Here is a 1,511-nt window from a genome sequence, read left to right as displayed (position 1 = left end):
AAATATGAAAAGCATATTGTAAAGTTTGTATTGTGTGGTCGACCTACATTAAATAAACTTTTTGTTCTAGCATTATTTGCAGGAAAACTTACTGGATTATTTTATAAAGACTATAAACCTAATAAGATTCTGAATAAGTTATCTGTAGGATACTACAACAAAGGCTATACAACTAAAAATGAATGGATCTGTTCTAATTTACAGACTGTGTCTTCATATAACACCGATCCTCTATGTGGGTTTACTTTTACTACAAGTGGCTTTATAAATCTTTTCCAGCTATTAAAATCAGCTTTCATCAAAGATGATTGGAATCCACAAAACAGTTCTTTACCTATATTCTTAATTGCAGGTGTTGATGATCCAGTTATTCAAGGAAAACAGAAATTTAATGAATTAGAAGAGTTCTTAAAAGAAGTAGGTTATGAAAATATCAAGAGTAAACTGTACAAAGATAAAAGACATGAACTACTCAATGAAACAGATAAAGAAATAATCTATAAAGACGTTTTAGATTTTTTCTGTACTGATTAACTATAGGAGGTTAAATATGGCTTTTGATTTTAAGAAAGAATATAAAGAATTCTACATGCCTAAAAATAAACCCATGATAGTCACTGTTCCCCGTGCTAACTATATTGCGGTAAGAGGACAAGGGGATCCAAACGAGGAAGGTGGTGATTATCAGAAGGCTATTAGTGTACTATATGCAGTCGCTTATACACTTAAGATGAGCTATAAAACAAATTATAAGATAGAAGGATTCTTTGAATATGTGGTTCCTCCACTAGAAGGTTTCTGGTGGCAGGATGGCATCGAAGGTATAGATTATGATGATAAATCTACTTTTAATTGGATTTCTGTTATTCGTTTACCAGACTTTATTACTAAAAAAGATTTTGTATGGGCAGTAGAAACTGCGTCTATTAAGAAAAAGATAGATTGTTCTTGTGCTGAATTTATTACGATTGATGAGGGATTATGTGTACAGATGATGCATATAGGTTCATTTGATGATGAACCTGCCTCTGTTGCACTTATGAACAAATATATAGAAGAAAATGGATATATAAATGATCTTACAAAAGAAAGACTACATCATGAAATATATCTTTCTGATGCAAGAAGAGTCGCACCAGAAAAATGGAAAACTGTCATTAGACACCCAATCAAAAAAAGGAGTTAAGTATGAATGAAAAAATAGGAGAAGTTTTCTCTATCACAAAAGATAACGAGCCTATACCAGGCTGTACCACTTCTAAAGCAGTAAATGATACACTGACTTATTTCTCACTTGCAAGAAATACAGACATAAGTGCTGAAATATATCCTTACTATAAGATGATTTATGTCTTGAAAGGTCAGTTGGAAGTCTATGGAAATAATGGCTATACTAAAGTAGTTAAAGAAAAGGAAAGTTTCATTACATTTACTGATATACCTATGGGTATAAGAACTAAAGATGATGTCATATATACAGAAATATTAATAAGACAAACTATAAGTAACTA

General features: G+C 31.2%; 2 protein-coding genes and 1 pseudogene. All 3 read left to right on the top strand.

The window, feature by feature from the left end:
- Positions 1–534, top strand: a 534-nt coding sequence (locus ACT8VG_RS11185) for a serine aminopeptidase domain-containing protein (protein WP_444195931.1), incomplete at its 5' end; no start/stop codon positions are given.
- 16 nt (positions 535–550) lie between these two features.
- Complete coding sequence (locus tag ACT8VG_RS11180; RefSeq protein ID WP_195921645.1) at positions 551–1,186, top strand: GyrI-like domain-containing protein; 636 nt, start codon at positions 551–553, stop codon at positions 1,184–1,186.
- Between the two features lie 2 nt (positions 1,187–1,188).
- Positions 1,189–1,511: pseudogene (locus ACT8VG_RS11175) on the top strand (cupin domain-containing protein); the annotation flags it as partial.

Source organism: Catenibacterium sp. (genome assembly GCF_052354645.1).
In the GTDB taxonomy this organism is placed as follows: Bacteria; Bacillota_I; Bacilli_A; order Erysipelotrichales; family Coprobacillaceae; genus Catenibacterium; species Catenibacterium mitsuoka_A.
This window is presented reverse-complemented; position numbering and strand designations above follow the sequence as displayed.

Excerpts from the sequence above, each read along its gene's own strand:
- ACT8VG_RS11180 (WP_195921645.1), top strand. The coding sequence starts at position 551 with ATGGCTTTTGATTTTAAGAAAGAATATAAAGAATTCTACATGCCTAAA.